Below are 14580 nucleotides of genomic sequence, written 5' to 3' on the forward strand. Positions count from 1 at the left end.
CGCCACCCTTGAGTGACGCTCCGTAGCACCTTAATGTCCTATTACGTCCGGGAGCGCGGCCCACCGCACTCCGGGATTCTCACTCCAAGTGACTGGGACGGGGGATGGCGATGTCCGCATCGAACGGCTGGCTCATCGCGATCGCGGGGTACGCGGTCCTGCTGGCCTGGCCGCTCTCCACTGTCATCCTGGTCTGGTTCGCGGTCCGGTACCGCGGCATCCACCGGGCCGCCGTCGTCAACCGGGCACTCGCCGGCGGCGGTGGACGGCCCCGGCACTTCTGGATCATCGTGCCGGCGCTCAACGAGGAGGCGGTCGTCGCCAACACGGTCACCGCGGCGCTCCGGCTCCGCGGCCCGGCGGGCACCCTGACCCGGGTCCTGGTGGTCGACGACGGTTCGGACGACCGTACGCCGGAAGTGCTCGCCGCCATCGACCACCCGCGCCTGCACATCATGCGCCGTGATCTGCCCGAAGCCCGCCAGGGCAAGGGCGAGGCGCTGAACGCCGCCTACCGCTTCATCGCCCAGCGCACCGCCCTGGACGGCGTCCGCCCGGAGCACGTGGTCCTCGGCATCATCGACGGCGACGGCCAGGGCAGCGACAACATCCTGGTCGAGGTCGGCCGGCTGATGGGCGACACCGCGGTCGGCGCGGTCCAGGTCCAGGTGCGCATCCGCAACCGCAACCGGCTCCTCGGCGCGGTGCAGGACCTGGAGTTCGGCGCGATCGTGGACGCCTGCCAGAACATGCGCGACGCGCTGGACACCGTCGGCCTCGGCGGCAACGGCCAGTTCAGCCGCCTCTCCACGCTGCTCGCCCTCGGCTCGGCACCCTGGTCCAGCTGCCTCGTCGAGGACCTCGAGCTGGGCCTGCGGATGCACCTCTCCGGCGTGGCCATCCGCTACACCTCGCGCGCCGCGGTTACCCAGCAGGCGGTGGTCGACATCCGCCGGCTCACCCGGCAGCGGACCCGCTGGGCGCAGGGCAACATCCAGTGCGCCCGCTATCTCGGCTCACTCTTCGCCTCCGGCAACATCGGCCGCACCAGCCTCGTCGAGATGCTGCACTACCTGGTCTCGCCCTGGGCCAACGCCGCGGTCACCGTGCTGCTCCTGGTGACCGGCGCGGCCGGTGCCGCCGGGCTGACCATCGGTCACCCGATCGCCGTCCTGCCCACCTGGGCGGCGCTGGCCGAGAGCCTCGGCGTCTGGCTGGTGGTGACCACCTTCCCGGGCCTGGTCTGGGCGCTCGTCCACAAGCACAAGCGCGGCGACGAGGCGATGCCGCGGATGCTGGTCGCCGCCCTCGCCTACCCCGCGTTCCTGCTCCTCGGCCTGGCCGCGACGTACCGCGCCATCGGTCGCCAGGCCAGCGGCCGCTCGGCCTGGGCCAAGACCGAACGCCTCGCCGAAGAGCCCCTCGCACTCGCTGCCTGAGCCCACACAGGCACCCCTTCCCTCACTCCCCCGGAGGAAGACCATGTCCCTTCAAAAGAGCACAGTTCTTCGCGAAGTACACCTGATCGGCGGCACCCGCCCCGAGGCCGTCAAGCTCGCCCCGGTCGCCGTCGCCATGCGCCGGGCCGGTCTGCTCACCCCGGTCCTGCTCGCCAGCGGCCAGCACCCCACGATGGTCACCCAGGCGCTCACCGCCTTCGGCCTGGAACCGGACATCACCCTGCACGTCGACCGCGCCTCCGGCACCCAGGCCGAGCTGCTCACCGTGATGATCCAGCAGCTCGACGAGCTCTGGTCGGTACGCACCCCGGCCGCCGTGATCGTCCAGGGCGACACCACCACCAGCCTGGCCGGCGCGCTCGCCGCGTTCTGGCGGCGCATCCCGGTCGTCCACCTCGAGGCCGGCCTGCGCTCCGGTGACCTGGAGTCGCCGTTCCCGGAGGAGGGCAACCGGCGTCTGGTCGCCCAGGTCGCGTCCCTGCACCTGGCGCCCACCCCGCTCGCCGCGATGAACCTGCTGGACGAGAAGATCCCGGCGTCCGACGTGCTGATCACCGGCAACACCGTGGTGGACGCGACGCTCGCGGTCGCCGCCCTGAAGCTGCCGTTCGAGAACCCGGCCGTCGCCGCGGCCCGGTCCGGCAGCACCCGCCGCCTGGTCCTGGTCACCGCGCACCGCCGCGAGTCGTGGGGCGAGCCGCTGGACCGGATCCTGGCCTCGGTCCGCCGCCTGGTCGCCGGCTACCCGGACATCGACGTGGTCCTGCCGAGCCACCCGAACCCCGCGGTCCGCGCCCAGGTCGACGCCGCGCTGGCCGGGCTGGACCGGGTCACCGTCACCGACCCGCTGCCCTACCCGGACCTGGCCCGGCTGCTCTCCGAGGCGTACCTGGTGCTCACCGACTCCGGCGGCATCCAGGAGGAGGCCCCGTCGTTCGGGGTGCCGGCCCTGGTGCTGCGGGACGTCACCGAGCGGGTCGAGTCGCTGCACGCCGGCTGCGCCAAGCTGGTCGGCTCGGACACCGAGAGGATCGTCGCCGAGGCGTCCGCGCTGCTGGACAGCCGGGTACGCCGGGACGCGATGACCGCGGGCGGCAACCCGTACGGCGACGGGCACGCCGCCGAACGCACCGCGCAGGCCACCGCGGCCCTGCTCGGCCTCGCCACCGCGCCCGATGCGATGCCGGTCACCGGTGCGACGGTGAACGAGATCGAGGCGGTCGCCTGATGTTCGCCTCCACGATCTCCCGCCGGACCCTGCTCGCCGCCGGTGCCACCACCGCCGCGGCCGCCGCGATCGCCGCCGTCGGGCTGAACACGGTCGAGGCGGACGCCGCGACCACCACGACCAACGGCGGCGCCAAGTCCGGCAAGGGCGGGCCCGGTGCCGGCAGCGCCAAGACCCTGGTCCTCTACGACACCACCGGCGAGTACGGCTGGCTCGGCGAGGTCTACGCCACCCAGACCGCGAACCTCGCCTCCCGGTTCGGCTCCTGGGCCGCGGCGCCGGTGTCCGGGTACAGGTCGGGTGACCTGGACGCGTACACCGCGGTGGTCTACCTCGGGTCCACGTACGACGAACCGCTGCCCGCCGCGTTCCTGACCGACGTGCTCGCCACCAGCAAACCGGTGACCTGGGTCTACGACAACATCTGGCAGCTCGCCGCCCGGGACGGCTTCACCGCGAGGTACGGCTTCGCCAGCGGCGCGTTCGACTTCGCCGACGTCACCGAGGTCCGCTACAAGGGCCGGAAGCTGACCCGGGGCAGCGACAACAAGGCCGGGATCATGAACCTGGCGATCAGCGACGACACCAAGGTCACGACGCTGGCCACCGCGGTCCGCGCGGACGGCACCACGTTCCCCTGGGCGGTCACCGCGGGCAACCTGACCTACATCGGCGAGATCCCGTACGCGTACGTCTCGCACGACGACCGCTACCTGGCCTTCGCCGACCTGCTCTTCGACACCCTGGGCGACGGCGGCCGCGAACGGCACCGGGCCCTGATCCGGCTGGAGGACGTCGGCCCGGACGCCGACCCGGACGCGCTGCGCGCCACCGTCGACTACCTGGCCGCGCAGAACGTGCCGTTCAGCATCGCCGTCTACCCGCGTTTCCGGGACCCGAAGGGCGTGGGCAACGGCAAGGCCCAGGACTACACGCTCGCCTCGAAACCCAAGGTGGTCGCCGCCCTCCGGTACGCCCGGTCCAAGGGCGGCACGCTGATCATGCACGGCTACACGCACCAGTACGGCTCGGTGGCGAACCCGTACGACGGGGTCAGCGCGAACGACTTCGAGTTCTACCGGGCGCACGTGGACGCGAACGACAACGTGATCTACGACGGCCCGGTCGCCGAGGACTCCACGACGTGGGCGACCAGCCGGATGGTCGCCGCCGGCGCGCTCTTCACGGCGACCGGCCTCGGCGCCCCGAAGATCTTCGAGTTCCCGCACTACGCCGCCGGTCCCGCCGACTACCGGGCGGTCGACACCCTCTTCGGCAAGCGCTACGACCGCGGGCTCTACTTCCCCGGGGTGCTGGCCGGCGGGAAGTACGACTACACCCGGCAGTTCGGGCAGTTCTTCCCGTACCCGGTGCGGGACGTCTACGGGTCGGTGGTCGTACCGGAGAACATCGGCAACGTCGAGCCGGAGGCGTTCAACAACCACCCGGTCCGGCTGCCCGCCGACATCATCGCCTCGGCCGAACGGAACCTGGTGGTCCGGGACGGGCTGGCCAGCTTCTTCTACCACCCGTACCTCGGCACGGATTACCTGAAGGAGCTGATCACCGGCATCAAGGCGGCCGGGTACTCCTTCGTCAGCGCCGACGCCGTACTCAACGGCTGATCAGAGGGAGACCATCGTGGACGTCGTGGACTTCTGGGTCCGATCCTGGACCTCGGACGACCTGGCCTCGGCCCGGAAGCTGATGACCGTGGACGTCGAGGTCGAGTGGAACTTCGACGCCCCGGTCGACGACGAGGAGATGCTTCAGGTGCTGCACCGGGTCGCGGCCTTCGCGGACGGCGTCACGGTGGTCGCGCGGACCGACGCGATCGACGGTTCCGCGCTGATCTACGACCTCGCCGGGCCGTTCGGCACGGCGAGGCTCGTGGAGTTCCTCGGCGTCGAGGAGAACCGGATCAACGAGGTACGCCACGTCTACGACGTCACCGCGATCGACCGGTTCTTCCCCGGCCTCTACCTCAATTGATGGTGGGCAGGGCCCTCTCCAGCAGGGCGAAGACCGCCGCCCAGTGCCGCTTCTCGCCCTCCTCGTGGTACATCGCGGTGTCGGACATGGTGAAGCCGTGCGGGGCGCCCTCGTACAGCTCGGACGTGTAGGTCACGCCGGCCTCGGCCAGCGCCTCCTCCAGCGCCTTGATCTGGTCCGGGGTCATCGAGCCGTCGTTGTCGGCGTGCCCGAAGTACACCTCGCCGGTGATCGAGCCGACCGCCAGGTGCGGGCTGCCCGGGTCCTCGGTGACGACCCGGCCGGCGTGGAAGCTGCCCAGCGCGGTGATCCGCCCGGGCAGCGCCGCGATCGCGATCAGCCCGTTGCGGCCGCCCATGCAGTAGCCGATCACCGCGGCGGGACCGGCGGCGACGCCCTCCTGCGCGGCGAGGAAGTCGAGGTACGCCGTGGCGTCGGCGACCAGCCGGTCCGCGGTGAGCGCCTGCATCATCGGGCCGAGCTTCGCGAACGCGGCGCCGCGGCGCTCCGGGTCGGTGAGCTCCTCGGGGTCGATCAGCGGGCTCGCCGCGCTCCGGTAGAAGAGGTTGGGCAACAGCACCGCGTAGCCGCGCTCGGCCACCCGGTCGGCCATCTCCCGCATCCGCGGCCGGACACCGAAGGCGTCCATGAACATCAGGACGGCCGGGAACGGCCCGGGGCCGTCCGGCTTCACGAAGTACGCGTCGGCGAGCCCGTCAGCCGCCGGAACGTTCAGCGAATTCTGTTGCACAGCCGTACCTCCCACACCTTTTTTCAAGATCGTGGGGGACCGTAGCATCGCTGCGGAATCTTTCCCCCAGAACGTCGTATTCTGTGGCGCATGGCCACCCGGCTGCGTGCGGACGCCCGACGGAACCGAGCCGCCCTACTCACCGCGGCTCGCGAGGTCTTCGCCGAGCAGGGACTCGACGCGTCCCTGGACGAGATCGCGCGCCGGGCCGGTGTCGGCAACGCCACCCTGTACCGGCGCTTCCCCAGCCGTCGCCACCTGATCGCCGAGGTCTTCGCCAGCCACCTCACCGCCGCGGTCCGCCTCGCCGACCAGGCCTGCGAGCACCCCGACGCGTGGGCCGCCTTCATCGGATACCTCACCCGGGTCTGCGAGTTGCAGGCCACCGACCGCGGGCTGGCGGAGCTGCTGGTCACCACCGACTTCGACGACGACGAACGGCTCGCCGCGCTCCGGGCCACCGTGCAGCAGCGCGCCGCCGACGTGATCACCCGGGCCCAGCGAGCCGGCCGGCTGCGCTCCGACTTCACCCGGCACGACCTCTGGTTGGTGATGATGGCGAACGCCGGGGTGACCCAGCACGCCGCCGACCCGCACGCCTGGCGCCGCCAGCTGGCACTGGTCGTCGGCGGTCTCGCGACCCGGTGAACGACATTTAAGGATGTTTAAGGCTCCTACCGGAGAACGTTAAGCCATCCACCCAGAAAGATCGGCTCCGTCGAATTCCCCCTCGATCGGAGTCCCCGCTATGCAACGCAGCCGTCTGCGGCTCGCCATCTACTCGTCGGCCGCCCTGCTCGCGGTCGGCGGCGGCATCGGCGCGGCGGTCGCTGCCACCACCAGCACCGGCAGCCTCACCGCCTCGTTCGCCAAGGACAGCGACTGGGGTACGGGCTACCAGGGGCACTACACGATCACCAACGGCACCGGCGCCACGGTCGACGGCTGGCAGCTCGTCTTCGGCCTGCCCACCACCGCCAAGCTGGGCAGCTTCTGGAACACCACGATCACCACGGCGGGCTCGGTGGAGACCGCGACGAACGCGAGCTGGAACGGCGGCATCGCGCCCGGCGCGACCGTCGACTTCGGATTCATCGTCAGCGGCAGCGGCAGCCCCACCAGCTGCACGATCAACGGCGCGTCCTGCACCGGCGGCGCGGGCGCGACCACGTCCCCCACGACCACGAGGACCGCGACCGCCACGCCCACGGCGACCGCCACCGCCACCGCCACCAAGACCGCCACGGCCACCGCGACGGCGACCGCCACCGCGACGGCCACCGCCACGAAGACCGCGACCGCCACCGCGACGGCGACCGCGACCAGCACCAGCGGGTCGTCGTCGAGCGTCCTGGTCGCCCCGTACGTCGACATGGGTCTGCTCGGAAGCGGCGCCACGACGCTCTCCTCGCTCGCCGCCGGCGGCGACGTGAAGTCCTTCAGCCTGGCCTTCGTCACCAGCTCGGGCTGCAAGGCCAGCTGGTTCGGCGCGTACGACCCGCGGGAGAAGCAGTTCGCCGACCAGATCAGCGCGGTCCGGGCGGCCGGCGGCGACGTGAAGGTCTCGTTCGGCGGCGCCACCGGCATCGAGCTCGCCTCGGCGTGCACCTCGGCCACCGCCCTGCAGGCCGAGTACCAGGCCGTCGTCGACGCGTACGACCTGAACTACATCGACCTGGACATCGAGGGCGCGGCGGTGGCCGACAGTGCCTCGATCGCCCGCCGCTCGACCGCGCTCGCCGCGCTGCAGAAGGCCAACCCGGGCCTGAAGATCTCGCTGACCCTGCCGGTGCTGCCGGAGGGGCTGACCGCGGACGGCCTCGGCGTGGTGAAGTCGGCCAAGAGCGCCGGCGTCGACCTGGACCTGGTCAACATCATGGCGATGGACTACGGCCGCTCCGGCCAGGACTACGGTGACCTGGCGATCGCCGCGGTGAAATCCACCAAGGACCAGATCAAGTCGATCTACGGCAACAGCGACGCGGCCGCCTTCACGATGGTCGGCGTCACCCCGATGATCGGCCGGAACGACGACAGCGGCACCTTCACCCAGAGCGACGCCAAGGACCTGGTCACCTTCGCGAACACCAACCACGTCGGGTTCGTCTCGTTCTGGGAGATGCACCGCGACAAGAACGCCTGCTCGGGCGCCCTGTTCCAGTGCACCAACATCAGCCAGACCGCCTTCGAGTTCTCCAAGATCTTCGCGGGCTTCACCGGCTGACCCACACCGACCTTCCGGCCGCCAAGCGAGAGCGGCCCCGGGGATCCGCTCCCCGGGGCCGCTCTTCGTCGTGTGGCGGGTCAGGCGAACCCGCGGCCCGCCTCGGCGAGCGACTCGCGGGCCAGGTCCCAGTAGTGCACGTCCGCCGGGTGCTCCAGCCAGATGGTCAGCGAGACGCGGAGCACCACCAGGAACGTCGCCGACATCAGCCGTGCGCGTACCGGAGAGGTCTCGGAAGGCCCCAGACGGGCCGCGACCTCCGCGGAGAGCTCGCGCTCCATCGCGGCGAAGGTCTGGATCTGCGCCGCGAGGAGCGACGGGTGCGCACGGATCATCCGGCTGCGGGCGAACCACTCCGGGTCGAGCTCGCCGACCTGGCGGCAGAAGTCCTCGGCGGCCGCGCAGAGGGCGGCCCACGGCGCCTCCTCCGCCGGACGGCTCCGGAGCATCGCGGCGAGCTGCCGCATCCGGGTGACCTCGCCGTGGAAGAGCGCCTCGTCCTTGTTGGCGAAGTAGTTCGAGAACGTTCGCCGTGACACGCCGGCCTCGTCGGCGATCGCCTCGACGGTGAGCTTCTCCGGGCCGTGCTCCATCAGCAGGCGCACCGCGGCTTCGTGCAGGGCTTGGCGGGTCGCCGCCTTCTTGCGCTCCCGCAGGCCCGGCTCGGCATCGGACGTGATCGCGCTCATGCGCTGAGCTTACCGGCGACCTGCATCACTTCCCAGCGGGAAAGTTTGCACAGTGGGCAACCCTCGGTCGATAGTTGTATGCAGCAAGCACAACCAAGGAGCGCCCATGTCGCACCCGGGTAGCACCGAACGGCACGAACTATTGGCCACCATGCACGAGGTTCTGAAGGCCATCCGCCTGCTCAAGCAGAGCCGGCCACCGGCCTTCACCTCCGTCCCGGTCGGCACCGTAGGCGTCCTCGCGGCGATCCGCGCGCACGGCGACGCCGGCTGCCACGCCAAGGACCTCGCCGCCGACTCGGTGCTCGACCCGTCGACCATCAGCCGCGCGGTCGCCGCCCTGGTCCGCGCCGGTCTCGTGACCCGGTGCGCGGACCCCGCCGACGGCCGGGCCAGCACGCTCCACCTGACCGACGAGGGGTACGCGGTCCTCGGCGCGGCGCACGGCTACTACGAGAGCCGGCTGACCGACGCGCTGCACGACTGGACCCCTCAGGAGGTCACCGACTTCGCGGCGGCGCTCCAGCGCTTCGCCCGCGACCTCATCGACCAGCACACCCACGCATCCGAACTGGAGGCAGCGCGATGAGCGCCCCAACCACCACCCGTACCGAACCCGGGGCGATGACGCACCGGCAGATCATGGAGGCGCTCTCCGGCCTCCTGCTCGTGCTCTTCGTCGCGATGTCCAGTTCGACGATCGTCTCCACCGCGCTGCCGACCATCATCGGTGACCTGAACGGCTCGCAGACCCAGTACACCTGGGTGGTCACCGCGACCCTGCTGACCGCGACCGCCACCACCCCGATCTGGGGCAAGCTCGCCGACCTGTACAGCAAGAAGACGCTGGTCCAGATCTCGATCGTGGTCTACGTGCTCGGCTCGATCATCGCCGGCCTGACCCAGAACACCGAGCAGCTGATCGCCGCCCGGGCCTTCCAGGGTCTCGGCATGGGCGGCGTGCAGGCGCTGGTCCAGATCGCGATCGCCGCGATGATCCCGCCCCGCGAGCGCGGCCGCTACAACGGCTACCTCGGCGGCGTGATGGGCCTCGCCACGGTGGCCGGCCCGCTGCTCGGCGGCCTGATCGTGGACAGCTCGCTCGGCTGGCGCTGGTGCTTCTTCGTCGGTGTGCCGATCGCGATCGTCGCGCTGATCGTGCTGCAGAAGACCCTGCACCTGCCGGTGATGCGCCGGGAGAACGTCAAGATCGACTACCTGGGTGCCTCACTGATCGCGGCCGGCGTCAGCGTCCTGCTGATCTGGGTCTCGTTCGTCGACGACTCGTTCGCCTGGGTCTCCTGGCAGACCTTCGCGATGGTCGGCGCCAGCGTGGTGCTGCTCGGCCTCGCCACCTTCGTCGAGTCCCGGGCCGCCGAGCCGGTCGTGCCGCTGCCGATCGTCCGCCAGCGCACCACCGCCCTCGCCATCCTCGGCAGCCTCTCGGTCGGCATGGCCATGTTCGGCGGCGCGGTCTTCCTGGGCCAGTACTTCCAGATCGGCCGCGGTTACAGCCCGACCGAGGCCGGCCTGCTGACCATCCCGATGATGTTCGGCCTGGCGCTCGCCTCGACCGTGGCCGGCCGCCTGATCACCAAGAGCGGCAACATCAAGCCGTACGTGGTGGCCGGCACGGTCATCCTGGTCGCCGGCTTCGCCTCGCTCTCCTTCCTCGACCACGACACCTCTCTCTGGTACGTCGGTGGCGGCATGTTCCTGGTCGGCGCGGGCGTCGGCATGTCGATGCAGAACCTGGTCCTCGCCGTGCAGAACACCGTGGCGCTCAAGGACATCGGCGCGGCCAGCTCGACCATCGCGTTCTTCCGCTCGCTGGGCGGCACGATCGGTGTCTCGGTGCTCGGCGCGGTGCTGGCCCACCGGGTGGCCGACTCGATGACCACCCAGCTGGCCGCCTCGGGCTCGGCGACGTCGAGCTCGGCGAGCTCCGGGATCAGCGTGCTCAACCTGAGCAGCCTGCCGGAGGCGATCCAGCACATGGTCCGGGTCGCGTACGGCGACGCCACCGGCCACATCTTCCTGATCTCGGCCGCCGTCGGGGTGGTCGGCGTGATCGCCGCGGTCGCGATGAAGCCGGCCAAGCTCCGGTCGACCGTCGACCTGGCCCCGGCCGCCGCCGCGGAGCCCGAGCTGGCCACCACCGCGAAGTAAGGCCTCGTCCTTCCCTCTCCAGAAGTCAGGGCGGCTCCCGGTTCGGGAGCCGCCCTGTTTTTTCTGCGGAAAAACCTGGGCGATTCAGGTCACCCGGCCGACAGGAGCTAAGCGTGCTCACCCAGAGCTAGTCTCGGTGCACGCAGAGCTGATCTTCACTGCTGGAGGGAGACGGAATGGACGCCGAGGGGCTGTCGGCCATTCTTCTCGACATCGAGGACGAACGGGCCTGGAACGCCCGTGCCGTGCTCGCACAGACGCTGGAGATCGAACGGGCCGCGCGCGTCCTCGGTGACGAGTTGCTGGCCGTCCGGGCCCGCCTCTGCCAGATCCACATGCGGATGCGCGCCGGCGACGTGGCGGCCGCCGCCGACCAGATCTGGCGGGTCTACGAGTGGGCCGCCGAGCACGGCGAGCGCCGCCTCCAGGCGCGCACCCATCTGGTCTGGGCCGCGATCCACCAGCACCTCGGCGACGCGGAGCAGGCCCTGGAGCAGTCGCTGCTCGCGGTCGAGCTGCTCGGCGACGCCGCCACCGATCACATGCGGATCTGGCACCGGACCAAGCTCGCCGACGCGTTCTGGGCGGCCGGCTCGATGGACGAGGCGCGGGCCCGCTACAGCCAGGCCGAGGAGCTGGCCGTGCAGTACGGTTCGCCGGCCCTGATCTGCCTGCTCAACAACCGGGCGTTCAACGAGTTCGACAGCGGCGACCAGAACGAGGCGCAGACCACCGCCGAGCGGATGGAGAAGCTGGCCGCCGAGCGCGGCATCCCGCTCGAGCCGGCGTACCTGGACACCCTCGGCGCCATCCAGGTCGGCAACGGGCAGTACGCGACCGCCGAGGAGACCCTGCTGCTCTGCATCGCGCGCAACGGCGAGGGCCACCACGACGACGCCGACGCCCTCCCGGAGTACCTGGTGCACCTCGCCCAGGCACAGCGCGGGCTGGGGGCGTACGACCGGGCGCAGGCGAGCCTGGACACCTCCCGACGGCTCTGCGAGGAGCGGGGTCTCGGCGAGATGCTGGTCCGCGTGCACCAGGAGCAGTCCGAGCTGCACGCCGCCCGGGGCGACTTCGCCACGGCGTTCGCGACGCACAAGCTCTTCTTCACCGAGTATCAGAACCTCCAGTCGCTGCAGCGCGAGGCCCGGACCCGGACCCGCCAGGCGATGTTCGAGACTCGGGAGGCCCGCGAGGAGGCCGAGCGCTTCCGCGAGCAGGCCCGCCGCGACCCGCTCACCGGCCTGCGCAACCGGCGCTTCGTGGACGAGCAGCTCCCCGCCCTGATCGACGCCGACCCGGCGCTCTCCGTGGCGATGGTCGACCTGGACCACTTCAAGCAGATCAACGACCGGTTCTCGCACGCGATCGGCGACCAGGTGCTGGTCCGGGTCGCCGACCTGCTCACCCGCGAGGTGAACCGGGTCTGCCCGGACGGCTTCGTGGCCCGGATGGGCGGCGAGGAGTTCCTCGTGGTCCTCCCGGGCACCGGCCTGCCCCGGGCCGCGGCCGTGCTCGAGGACATCCGCCACGCCGTACGCCGCCACCCCTGGACCTCGCTGACCCGCGACCTCCCGGTCACCGTGAGCATCGGCGTGGCCGGGCTCTGCGACACACCGGTGCGCTCCCAGCCCCGCCTACTGTCCACTGCGGACAGTCATCTGTACGCTGCCAAGCACGGCGGACGTGATCGCGTGGTCTCGACGATCGACCTCCACCGGAGCGCCGGAACAGCCACGGCAGCGTGACGCAGGGGTGAGACCGGTCGATCCTTGCGACTAGTGTCGGTGTCGGAACATAGACCGGCAGGGGGAGACAGACGTGCAGGACGAGGTGGCACCGCCCGGAGTCAACATCAACGTGCCGCACTCCGCCCGCATCTACGACTACTGGCTCGGCGGCAAGGACAACTTCGCGGTGGACCGCGCGGTCGGCGAGGCGATGATCCAGGCGATCCCGAACCTGCGCTTCATGGCCGGCGAGAACCGCCGCTTCATCCACCGGGCGACCCGCGACCTGGTCAAGGAGCAGGGCATCCGCCAGTTCCTGGACGTCGGCACCGGCATTCCGACCCGGCCCAACCTGCACGAGATCGCCCAGGAGCTGGACCCGTCCAGCCGGGTGGTCTATGTGGACAACGACCCGATCGTCCTGGTGCACGCGCGGGCGCTGATGGTCAGTCACCCGGACGGCCGCGGTGAGTACATCTCGGCCGACCTGCGCGACCCGCAGTCGATCCTCGGCGACGAGACGCTGCTGGCCACCCTCGATCTGACCCAGCCGGTCGGCCTCACCCTGATCGCGATCCTGATGCTCCTCGCCGACGAGGACGACCCGTGGGCGACGGTCGCGGCCCTGCGTGACGCGCTGCCCTCCGGCAGCTGCCTGGCGATCACCCACCCGACCGGCGACTTCAACCCGGGCGAGATGTCCACCGCGGTCAAGGCCGCCACCGACGCCGGGCTGACCCTGGTCGCCCGGGATCGCGAGCAGGTGGAGCGCTTCTTCGGCGACTGGGAGCTGCTGGAGCCGGGCCTGGTCCCGGTCTCCGCCTGGCGCCCCGACGAGCCCTCCACCGACCCGGAGGCCGCGTACTACTGGTCAGGCGTGGCCCGCAAGCCTTAAACAACGGCCCGCAAGCCTAAAACGGCGTCCAAAGCCTGCGCCGAGCTGTTTGCCGCGGCACTTGCCGGTCCCGCCTCCCGCCCCGGCGGGACCGACGAGAACCGCGACAACGCTGGTGGAAGACCGAGTGGGCGGTCCAGCACGGGGAACCAGACCGCCCACCCGGCGTCTCAGACGGGTGTACTCCGCGACACCCTCATGCGCGGCCTTCGACAGGCCGGCGGGACCGGAACGCGTCCCGCGCGAATCAACAGCTCCCGGACCGGGCCCTCGCCGCCGAAGCGGTCGATCACGATGCCGCGGACCCCGAGCCAGACGTCCCCCTCGTGTGGGATCGGCTGGTGCCAGTCCACACGCACCAGGCGCATCCGGATCGGGCCGATGCCGTAGCAGTAGTCCGACTCGGCGAACTCGTGCACCGGCCAGCGCGGGCCGCTGGGGCGCAGCACCGAGTCACGGATCCGCGGCGCGGCGGTGCTCCACCGCGACCGGGCGTGCGGGTGGGTGGCCGGCCGCAGGCCGTAGCAGCTGACGAGTTCACTCGCGCGCGTCGGACTCACCCTCCCTCGCCTGCGGCTCCGCGGTGGGCGTACCGCCGGGCCGGCTCAGTGCGTATCGGACTCCCCCGAACCGGTGTGTCACCACGCTGGCCCGGACCGACGCGGCGAGCACGTCAGAGGTGACGGGCCTGTCGCGATAGACCGGAGGCGGGTTGCCCCGGCGCGTGGTGCTCACCGCGCCGAGGCCACTCGAACCGGGGTGTTCCGGGCCGATGTTCGGAATCGACACGTTCGTCACCTCTCGCTCGGACGCCCCCCGCCAGGGGAGCCTTGCGCTTGAGGCCGCAGACGTCGCTCCGCGACCGACCCATCACCTAAAGATGTCACCCTCCGTGACCCCCGCTAGGGGAGGTACGTGCGTTATCATGCTCAAAATCACGTGACTACGCAAGGCCAGATGCACGTGCATCTGCATCCCCGCCACAAATAGGCACGTGAGAGACAACAACCCGGATCGATCGGCGACCCGGGATTACCAAGGGAGCTTGGACATGACCTACGTGGTCAACGGCATGCCAGCCGGCGAGCTGCAGAACGTCACCTGGCAGAAGAGCCGTCGCAGCAACCCGAGTGGCAACTGTGTGGAATGTGCCGTCCTGCCCGGTGGCGACGTCGCCGTGCGCAACTCCCGCGACCCCGAGGGTGCCGCGCTGATCTACACGCGGGCCGAGATCGTGGCCTTCCTCGGCGGCGTCCGCGACGGGGACTTCGACAACCTGGTCGCCTGAGCCGGCGACCCTGCCGCCTGGGCCGGGGGCCGCTAAGCGCGACCACTGGCCGCAAAACGAGAAAAGGTCCGGCCGGTGGGTACTCCACACCCACCGGCCGGACCTTTTGCTGTGCCGGGTCCATCGCTCAGCGTCAGGACCCGGGCGAAGG

Annotated in this window: 15 protein-coding genes; 11 read left to right on the plus strand and 4 right to left on the minus strand. The window is 70.8% G+C overall.

All coding sequences use genetic code 11. The annotated features are described in order from the left end of the window. Positions 1-110: 110 nt before the first annotated feature. From AB0M08_RS00560 to AB0M08_RS00575, 4 genes are read left to right on the plus strand one after another with little or no spacing between them, the layout of a single operon-like run. On the plus strand, positions 111-1439 hold the full coding sequence (locus AB0M08_RS00560) for a glycosyltransferase (protein ID WP_364486073.1): 1329 nt from the start codon (positions 111-113) through the stop codon (positions 1437-1439). Between the two features lie 43 nt (positions 1440-1482). Continuing rightward, positions 1483-2688 carry a UDP-N-acetylglucosamine 2-epimerase (non-hydrolyzing) gene (gene wecB, locus AB0M08_RS00565; protein ID WP_364486076.1) on the plus strand — a complete coding sequence of 402 codons (1206 nt, stop codon included), beginning with the start codon at positions 1483-1485 and terminating at the stop codon, positions 2686-2688. Next, a complete protein-coding gene (locus tag AB0M08_RS00570; protein ID WP_364486079.1) occupies positions 2688-4313 on the plus strand; it encodes a polysaccharide deacetylase family protein in 1626 nt (541 codons plus the stop codon). The genes wecB and AB0M08_RS00570 overlap by 1 nt, the downstream gene beginning before the upstream one ends. Positions 4314-4329: 16 nt before the next feature. After that, the gene (locus AB0M08_RS00575; protein WP_364486082.1) at positions 4330-4680 is read left to right on the plus strand and encodes a hypothetical protein; all 351 of its coding nucleotides are present in this window, start codon (positions 4330-4332) and stop codon (positions 4678-4680) included. Here the strand turns inward: AB0M08_RS00575 and AB0M08_RS00580 are convergent. Next, complete coding sequence (locus tag AB0M08_RS00580; RefSeq protein ID WP_364486085.1) at positions 4673-5431, minus strand: dienelactone hydrolase family protein; 759 nt, start codon at positions 5429-5431, stop codon at positions 4673-4675. The two genes, AB0M08_RS00575 and AB0M08_RS00580, sit on opposite strands and share 8 nt — an antisense overlap. A gap of 90 nt (positions 5432-5521) precedes the next feature. On the opposite strand from AB0M08_RS00580, the gene AB0M08_RS00585 reads away from it, so the two are divergent. Next, positions 5522-6079, plus strand: coding sequence for a helix-turn-helix domain-containing protein (locus AB0M08_RS00585; RefSeq protein ID WP_364486088.1), 558 nt, complete (start codon positions 5522-5524; stop codon positions 6077-6079). A gap of 100 nt (positions 6080-6179) precedes the next feature. Next, the gene (locus AB0M08_RS00590) at positions 6180-7655 is read left to right on the plus strand and encodes a cellulose binding domain-containing protein (RefSeq protein WP_364486091.1); all 1476 of its coding nucleotides are present in this window, start codon (positions 6180-6182) and stop codon (positions 7653-7655) included. A gap of 80 nt (positions 7656-7735) precedes the next feature. On the opposite strand, the gene AB0M08_RS00595 is transcribed toward AB0M08_RS00590, so the two are convergent. Then, positions 7736-8344, minus strand: coding sequence for a TetR family transcriptional regulator (locus AB0M08_RS00595; protein ID WP_364486094.1), 609 nt, complete (start codon positions 8342-8344; stop codon positions 7736-7738). A gap of 106 nt (positions 8345-8450) precedes the next feature. On the opposite strand from AB0M08_RS00595, the gene AB0M08_RS00600 reads away from it, so the two are divergent. The 4 genes from AB0M08_RS00600 (at position 8451) to AB0M08_RS00615 (ending at position 13141) form a co-directional block, all read left to right on the plus strand. After that, positions 8451-8933 carry a MarR family winged helix-turn-helix transcriptional regulator gene (locus AB0M08_RS00600; RefSeq protein WP_364486097.1) on the plus strand — a complete coding sequence of 161 codons (483 nt, stop codon included), beginning with the start codon at positions 8451-8453 and terminating at the stop codon, positions 8931-8933. After that, a complete protein-coding gene (locus tag AB0M08_RS00605; protein ID WP_364486100.1) occupies positions 8930-10513 on the plus strand; it encodes an MDR family MFS transporter in 1584 nt (527 codons plus the stop codon). The genes AB0M08_RS00600 and AB0M08_RS00605 overlap by 4 nt, the downstream gene beginning before the upstream one ends. 176 nt (positions 10514-10689) lie before the next feature. Beyond that, complete coding sequence (locus AB0M08_RS00610; protein ID WP_364486103.1) at positions 10690-12264, plus strand: diguanylate cyclase; 1575 nt, start codon at positions 10690-10692, stop codon at positions 12262-12264. Between the two features lie 73 nt (positions 12265-12337). Then, the gene (locus tag AB0M08_RS00615; RefSeq protein WP_364486105.1) at positions 12338-13141 is read left to right on the plus strand and encodes an SAM-dependent methyltransferase; all 804 of its coding nucleotides are present in this window, start codon (positions 12338-12340) and stop codon (positions 13139-13141) included. Between the two features lie 170 nt (positions 13142-13311). Here AB0M08_RS00615 and AB0M08_RS00620 read toward each other — a convergent pair whose 3' ends face one another. Both AB0M08_RS00620 and AB0M08_RS00625 read right to left on the minus strand, forming a co-directional pair. Continuing rightward, positions 13312-13701: a hypothetical protein gene (locus tag AB0M08_RS00620; RefSeq protein WP_364486108.1), complete on the minus strand. Its 390-nt coding sequence runs from the start codon at positions 13699-13701 to the stop codon at positions 13312-13314. Further along, the gene (locus AB0M08_RS00625) at positions 13679-13930 is read right to left on the minus strand and encodes a hypothetical protein (protein WP_364486111.1); all 252 of its coding nucleotides are present in this window, start codon (positions 13928-13930) and stop codon (positions 13679-13681) included. The genes AB0M08_RS00620 and AB0M08_RS00625 overlap by 23 nt, the downstream gene beginning before the upstream one ends. 262 nt (positions 13931-14192) lie before the next feature. Here AB0M08_RS00625 and AB0M08_RS00630 point away from each other — a divergent pair, with 262 nt between their 5' ends. Further along, positions 14193-14429: a DUF397 domain-containing protein gene (locus tag AB0M08_RS00630; protein ID WP_364486114.1), complete on the plus strand. Its 237-nt coding sequence runs from the start codon at positions 14193-14195 to the stop codon at positions 14427-14429. Positions 14430-14580: the final 151 nt, after the last annotated feature.

This window comes from Actinoplanes sp. NPDC051851, assembly GCF_040681165.1.
Taxonomy (GTDB): Bacteria; Actinomycetota; Actinomycetes; order Mycobacteriales; family Micromonosporaceae; genus Actinoplanes.